Annotated in this window: 6 protein-coding genes and 1 pseudogene; 2 read left to right on the top strand and 5 right to left on the bottom strand. The window is 65.4% G+C overall.

Features of this window, described 5'->3' with window-relative positions:
* Window positions 1-22 precede the first annotated feature (22 nt).
* Together VFP86_13905 and VFP86_13900 are read left to right on the top strand one after the other, a co-directional pair.
* On the top strand, window positions 23-862 hold the full coding sequence (locus tag VFP86_13905; protein ID HET9000730.1) for an enoyl-CoA hydratase/isomerase family protein: 840 nt from the start codon (window positions 23-25) through the stop codon (window positions 860-862).
* 628 nt (window positions 863-1,490) lie between these two features.
* Window positions 1,491-2,462: a hypothetical protein gene (locus tag VFP86_13900; protein ID HET9000729.1), complete on the top strand. Its 972-nt coding sequence runs from the start codon at window positions 1,491-1,493 to the stop codon at window positions 2,460-2,462.
* A 29-nt stretch (window positions 2,463-2,491) separates the two neighbouring features.
* Here the strand turns inward: VFP86_13900 and VFP86_13895 are convergent.
* The 5 genes and pseudogenes from VFP86_13895 to VFP86_13875 all read right to left on the bottom strand — a co-directional run.
* Window positions 2,492-2,698: pseudogene (locus VFP86_13895) on the bottom strand (DUF899 family protein).
* 68 nt (window positions 2,699-2,766) lie between these two features.
* On the bottom strand, window positions 2,767-3,681 hold the full coding sequence (locus tag VFP86_13890) for a 1,4-dihydroxy-2-naphthoate polyprenyltransferase (protein ID HET9000728.1): 915 nt from the start codon (window positions 3,679-3,681) through the stop codon (window positions 2,767-2,769).
* A complete protein-coding gene (locus tag VFP86_13885) occupies window positions 3,678-4,433 on the bottom strand; it encodes an ABC transporter permease (protein ID HET9000727.1) in 756 nt (251 codons plus the stop codon). The genes VFP86_13890 and VFP86_13885 overlap by 4 nt, the downstream gene beginning before the upstream one ends.
* The gene (locus VFP86_13880; GenBank protein HET9000726.1) at window positions 4,430-5,227 is read right to left on the bottom strand and encodes an ABC transporter ATP-binding protein; all 798 of its coding nucleotides are present in this window, start codon (window positions 5,225-5,227) and stop codon (window positions 4,430-4,432) included. Before VFP86_13880 ends, VFP86_13885 begins: the two co-directional genes overlap by 4 nt.
* Window positions 5,224-6,508 (bottom strand): ABC transporter substrate-binding protein (locus VFP86_13875; GenBank protein HET9000725.1); only part of this gene is annotated, 1,285 nt, incomplete at its 5' end. The genes VFP86_13875 and VFP86_13880, both read right to left, overlap by 4 nt.

The raw sequence follows: 6,508 nt of genomic DNA, 5'->3' as shown, positions 1-6,508 counted from the left end.
GTCAACGCAAGGAGCATGAAACATGTCTAAGGACAAATCAGCGCCGCGCGTGCGGGTCATCGAGGAAACGTCTGCGTACTGGAGGGTCGTGTTCGAATATCCGCCTTTCAACATCGTAGACGCCACTATATTCGAAGGCCTGCAGGATCTGCTTGCGCGAATGGACGCCAGCCCGAGCCTCCGTGTCGTGGTATTCGAGAGCGCGAATCCTGACTTCTACCTTGCCCACTTTGATTTGACCGGCAAGACGGGGAACATCACCACAGCCGTCGGGCCTTCCGGCCTCCCGATCCTGACGGATACGTTCGTCCGTCTCACCAAGTCCCCGGTGGTCAGCATCGCGAAGATCCGAGGCTGCGTCCGGGGCGGGAGCAGCGAGTTCGTCCTCGCCTGCGACATGCGCTTCGCGTCGCGCGAGAACACGCAACTGGGCCAACCCGAAGTCGGGGTGGGAGTGCATCCCGGCGGCGGTGGTACGGAACGCCTCCCACATCTGGTCGGCCGCGGCCGCGCGCTCGAAATCGTGCTCGGCGCGAACGACTTCGACGGCGCCACTGCGGAACGATACGGATACGTCAACCGGGCACTTCCGGACGCGGAGCTGGATGGCTTCGTCAACGTGCTCGCGCGCCGGATCGCCTCCTTCGACCGGCGTGCCATCGCGGCGGCGAAGAATCTCATCAACCAGGTCTCGTTGCCATCCGCCGACCGGCTCCTCGACGCCCTCAACTCCTTTCAGACCGCGCTGACGTGGCCTGAAACGCAGCAGCGAATCCAAGCTCTGTTAGAGCGCGGACTGCAACGAGACAGCGACTTCGAAAATCGGTGGCCCGCGGTACTCGGCACGCTCCTCGAGACGTAGTCACCGTGTGGCGGATGCACGGCCTCGCCGAGCCGGCAAATTAACTTTGCCACCATCATCCATTATCGTGATGTGCGTCGCCGTCCAATGGGCATCTACCCCTGCGTACAGCACCTCGTCCACCCCCCGCTACATCTTCGTTGCTGGCAGTACTTCGGGGTGAACAGGCACCTTCATCATATCTTTGCGAACGGGTCCACCAAGAAATCCCTATTTTCCAAGCCGTTCCAGGCGACGTACCAGCACGTCCCCGTTTGCAGGACGTAGAGACTGTGCCTCGTATACGACGTAATGCCGTGGACACCAATAGGACGATCTTCTTGATCGCAAACTTGGCTCTGGCTTTCTACAACGTGGGCATCATTTGGGCTCACGAGGAAAACTGCTTGATGCCAGGACATTCCATGCACTTCACTCGGCGCATTGGAGGAAACTCCCCTACTGGGTTTTTGCTCCAGTGGGCTCAGCCTCGGAGGACCAATTGCCCTTGTTTGGAGGACGCATTGGTTCCGGACTATTCTGATCAACGCCTACGCGATGATTTTGTTCATTTGGACGGTTCATGTATCGCAGTTCGGTTCGCTCCATGGGTCCCGCTAAGGTGACTTCGAGACCGGGGATGGATAGGGTGACCCAATGGCTCCTGGATGGAGACCCGGCCATCCGGTGGCAGGCCCTGCGGGATTTGGTGGGGGCTGCAGAACGCATCATCGAGCATGAGCGGCGGCAGGTCGCGCGCGACGGCTGGGGGGCTCGTTTGCTCGCGAAACAGGATCCTGAGGGCAGGTGGGCCGGTGGGCTGGCGTCGGACGGCGGGCTCTACTCGCCAAAGTGGATATCGACCACCTACACGATGCTGATGCTGCGTGACTTCGGTCTGCCGGCGCACAACCGGCAAGCGCGAAAGGCTTGCACGCTCCTGCTCGACGGAGGTCTGCAGCCCGACGGCGGTATCAACTACGGCGTCTGGGCAAAATGGACAGGTCGGAGCGAGACGTGCGTGACGGGGATGGTTCTTTCCATCCTCTCGTACTTCAAGCACGACGACGACCGTCTCGACACCATTGTTGACCACTTGTTAGAGGAGCAGATGCGCGACGGTGGGTGGAATTGCCAGCGGCCGTCCGGTGCCACCCACGCTTCCGTTCACACGACGATGAGCGTACTCGAGGGCTTACGGCTCTACGAATTGCACCGTACACGCGAAGTCAGGGAGGTGCGGGCCGCGCAGCGCCGCGGCCGGGAGTTCCTCTTGGCACACCGACTCTTTCGTTCCCATCGTACCGGCGAAATCATTAAGCCTATATTTATTCGCTTCTCTTTTCCGCCCAGATGGCACTACGATATCCTCCGCGCACTCGATTACTTTCAAGCCGTCGACGCGCCTCGCGACCCGCGCCTAGCCGAGGCCATCGACATCGTCCGTAGCAGCCGGCGAAGGGATGGCCGCTGGTCGCTGCAACACTCGTACAAAGGAAGGACGTATTTCACGCTTGAACGCCTCGGCGGGCCGAGCCGTTGGAATACTCTCCGCGCGCTGCGGGTGTTGAGGTGGTGGGATCGGGAGCGCGACGCGAGAAAGGGCGCTGCGAAGACCTGAGGATTGGTGGCCCACTACCTGCTTGACGATCACGAGCCGACGACCTCGTACTCGTCGTGGCGGCGCCACCACTCATACGGGGGAGTCTGCGGCCATCCGGCGGGCGAGTCCTCCCAGTTCTCCTGCCGGCCGAGGGGTGTCAGGTCGAGGAAGCTCCAGCTACTGCCGAGCGTCTCGCAGCCGCGCCTGGAAGTGAAGTAGGTGCGATACACATCATCCCCGTCGCGGAGGAACACGCCGCGCTTGTTCGAAATCGACATCCCGGCACAGTACGCGAAGCAGTCGAATACCGGGGACGTGCCGTTCAGGAGAGCAGGAACGAGGCGGCCAGCAGTAGTCCGACACGCTGATGCAACCCCGCCGTATCCCGCAGGTCGTGCGTGAGCGACCGCCGGTCGCTGTCGTCGCGGATCCGTCTCCACAACATGGTGGCTTGGGGGACCGTGAGGAACACGACCAATGCCAGGGGCGGCAGGGAGCGGAGGGCGACGCCGACGGCCACGGACCCGTAGGCGAGGGCCACCAACAGCGCATATTCGAGCCGGGTGCCCCGCGGGCCGACGAAGGTGGCGATGGTGCGCTTGCCCTTCCGACGATCGCCGTCGATGTCGCGCAGATTGTTCACGACGAGGATCGCCGTGACAAGGGCGGCCACGGGCAGCGACGCCCACACCGGCCCCGAAGTGACCTCGAGGGTCTGCACGTAGTACGCGCCGAGCACAATCGCCGGACCCATGAAGACGAACACCACGAGGTCGCCGAGCCCTACGTAGCCGAGGGGCAGGGGGCCGCCCGTGTACGCGTAGCCGGCGAGCACGCTCAGCACGCCCACGGCGAGGATCGGCCAACCGGCGACGGACACCAGCCAGAGCCCCAACGCGCTGCCGGCGGCGAACAGCACCATGCTCCCGCCGAGCACCGTGCGGGGGGCGAGCATGCCGTGCTGGATCACCCCGCTCGGCCCGATCGAGTCCACATCGTCGACCCCGCGGATGTGGTCGTAGTATTCGTTCGCCAGGTTCGTTGCGGCTTGAATAGCGACAGACGCGACCAGCGTCACGAGGAACAGCGCCGGATGGAACTGTCGGTCGTGCAGGGCGGCGGACGAGCCGACGAGCACCGGGGTGACGGACGCGGTGAACGAGAACGGGCGCAGTGCTCGCCACCAGACGGCGGCGAGCCCGCGGGGGCCCCGGTCGTGGTCGGGCGTTCCCGTCACGGCCGCCAGGGGAGCAGGCGGCGCTCGAGCCAGTCGAGGGCCAGGATCGCGACCCAGCCGAGGATCGCGGTCACCAAGAGCCCCGCGAACATCACGTCGATCGCAAAGATCTGGTAGGATCGCCAGATCAGAAAACCGATCCCCCTGTCCGATCCGAGGAGCTCCGCGCCCACGATCACGATGAGCGCGAACCCCATGCCCAACTTGAGGCCGGTAAAGATCTGCGGCATCGCGCCGGGGAACGCGACCGTAGCGAAGAGGGCGCGACTATTCGCGCCGTAGGCCCTGGCGATCTTGAAGTAGGCGGGATCCACCGCCAGGACGCCGGCCATGGTGTTGAGGAGGACCAGGAAACCGATGCTCAGCGCGACGATGCTGATCTTGGACGCCTCTCCCAATCCTAAGTAGAAGATCAGCAGCGGATACACGGCGATCTTGGGGATCGGGTAGATCGCGGAGACGAACGGCATCAACACCGCCCGCACAGGCCGGCTGAGCCCCATCATCAGCCCCACCGCCACCGCCGGGACCGCACCCAGCAGAAACCCGGCGACGATACGCCGGACACTGACGAGGACATGGTAGGGCAGCTCACCCGTCCGGGTCATTGCCGCGATCGTATGCAAAATGGTGGTGGGAGAGGGGATGAAGCGGGGATCCAGCACGGCGAGGCGACTCAGTCCCTCCCAGACCGCCAGGAAGCCGATCGGGGACAGCACTGCGAGCACGCGGTCGAAGGCCCGTTCGGTCACGTTTGCGCGGTGTCCCCGTCGGGCGCGAGTTCGTCCCACAGCCGCGCGGTCAGCGCGCCGTAGGCCGGGTCCCGCCGGATCGCTCGATACTCGCGTGGCCGCGGCAGGCGCACAGCCACTTCCGCCTTGATGCCCCCCGGCCGCGGGCTCATCACCAGCACCCGGTCCGCCAGGCGGCACGCTTCGTCGAGGCTGTGGGTGATGAAGAAGATCGTCTTCCCGCTGGTTTCCCAGAGGCGGAGCAGTTCATCCTGCAGGCGCAGGCGGGTCTGCTCGTCGAGCGCGGCAAAGGGTTCGTCCAAAAGCAGCACGTCCGGATCGGTCGCAAAGGCGCGCGCGATGTTCACCCGCTGGCGCATCCCTTCCGAGAGCTGGTAGGGATAGGCGTCCCCAAACCCCGAAAGGCCGACCTGCTGGACGCGGACCCCAGCCCGCCGCAAGCGCTCGGCGGGCGGCACCCCCATCATGCGGAGGCCGTAGGCGACGTTCTGCGTCACCGTCATCCACGGGAATGTGCTGACGCCCTGGAACGCGACGGCCGTGGCCACGTGCCCCGGCGCCGTCCGCGGGACCGTCACCGTCCCCGACGTCGGGTTGATGAGGCCGGCGAGCACGTGCAGGAGCGTCGTCTTGCCGCAGCCCGACGGACCGATGAGGACGCAGAACTCCCCCCGCGACACCGTGAACGAGACGTCGCGAAGCGCAGTCACGGGGGCCGGGGGACCGGGATAGACGTGGGTCAGACCGGCCACCGCGATGTGCGTGCCGGCCTCGGGCGGCGCAACGCGATTCATTGAGGGGCGAAGGGCCCCACAATCTCGAGCGCGCGTTGGACGAACGACGTGTCGATGTACGCCGAGGGCAGCAGCGGATGATCGTACGTGAGGAGGCCGCGGCGCTTGAAATAGTCCTGCAGGCGAGCGAAATCATTGAGGTTCATCTTGCCGTTTGGCTCGTGGAACGGCGGGCGGGCTCTCGTGACGACATCCGCTGGAACGCCGGTATACTTCTCGACGATCTTCGCGACGTCTGGGCGGCGATACCCGTCGCCGCTCAGATCCCGGCAGGCGCGAAGCCAGGCCGCCATGAAGCCTACCGCTTCCCGCGTGTGCCGTCGCATGAAGTCCCCGCTGAAGTACACCGCGGTGACCTGCACGCCGTTGATGAAATCGTCGCTGAGGCGGACGATCTGGCCGCGGTCCTCGGCCAGCGTCGCCAGCGGTTCGCCCAGCATGCCGGCTGCGATGGCCCCGTTCGCCAGCGCGGCGGGGACCTCAGGGAAGTTGACCTCGATCATCTGCACATCGGTGATGCTGAGGCCGGCCTTGAGGAGCGCCGCGTTCAGCCAAAACTCCGTCGCCGACCCGATGACGTTGACCGAGACCCTCTTGCCGCGCAGATCTTGCGTCCGGCGGATGGCACCGCTCTCGAACGACGTGCGGCTGACCACAAGCGGCGTGCTGACGGGAGGTCGTTCCAGATGCGCCGGGCCGACGACCCGGAAGTCGAGGCCCCGGGCCGCGGCGTTGAACAGGGCGGCGCCCAAGCCGCCGACCGCCGCTTCGGCCCGTCCGCTGGCGAGCACCGCGAAGGCCGACGCGCCGCCCGGGGTGCCGATCAGTTCCGTCTCGAGCCCCTGCTGCGCAAAGTAGCCGCGTTCGATCGCGACATACAGCGGTGCGAAGATCAGGACGGGAGTGTGGACGACGCGGATGTGAAGCAGCGGCCGCGTCTGCGCGAGCACCGGCCCCGGCCGCAGGCCGTGGCCGATCAGCGCGCCGAGGGACAGACGCATGCAGGTTCGGCGCGTGATCAAAGGGTGTCCTGCGCGTGGTCCGTGACCCATGTCCATCGTGGTCGGTTCGGTCCCGACACCCGCGATCCCTGGGAGCTGGCGCGGTTCTCCGTAGCAACGCAATGACCATGAACTGCGCCGGCTCGCCACCCGCTCGAAATGCAGGGGGAATTTCGCCCGCGGGCGAAACGCGATCCCAAGACGGGTGACCCGCGCAGTCGCGATAGCCGGAGCCGGAGACCGATCGGTCACCGGGACGGGTGAGAAAAACGGAGGCGCA

This window comes from bacterium, assembly GCA_035703895.1.
Classification (GTDB): Bacteria; Sysuimicrobiota; Sysuimicrobiia; order Sysuimicrobiales; family Segetimicrobiaceae; genus Segetimicrobium.
The sequence above is the reverse complement of the archived record's forward strand: the minus strand, read 5'-3'. Positions and strand labels throughout refer to the sequence as shown.

What these genes read in the sequence shown, in the direction of transcription:
- VFP86_13905 (HET9000730.1), top strand. Translation starts at nt 23, where the DNA reads ATGTCTAAGGACAAATCAGCGCCGCGCGTGCGGGTCATCGAGGAAACG.
- VFP86_13880 (HET9000726.1), bottom strand. Translation starts at nt 5,227, where the DNA reads ATGAATCGCGTTGCGCCGCCCGAGGCCGGCACGCACATCGCGGTGGCC.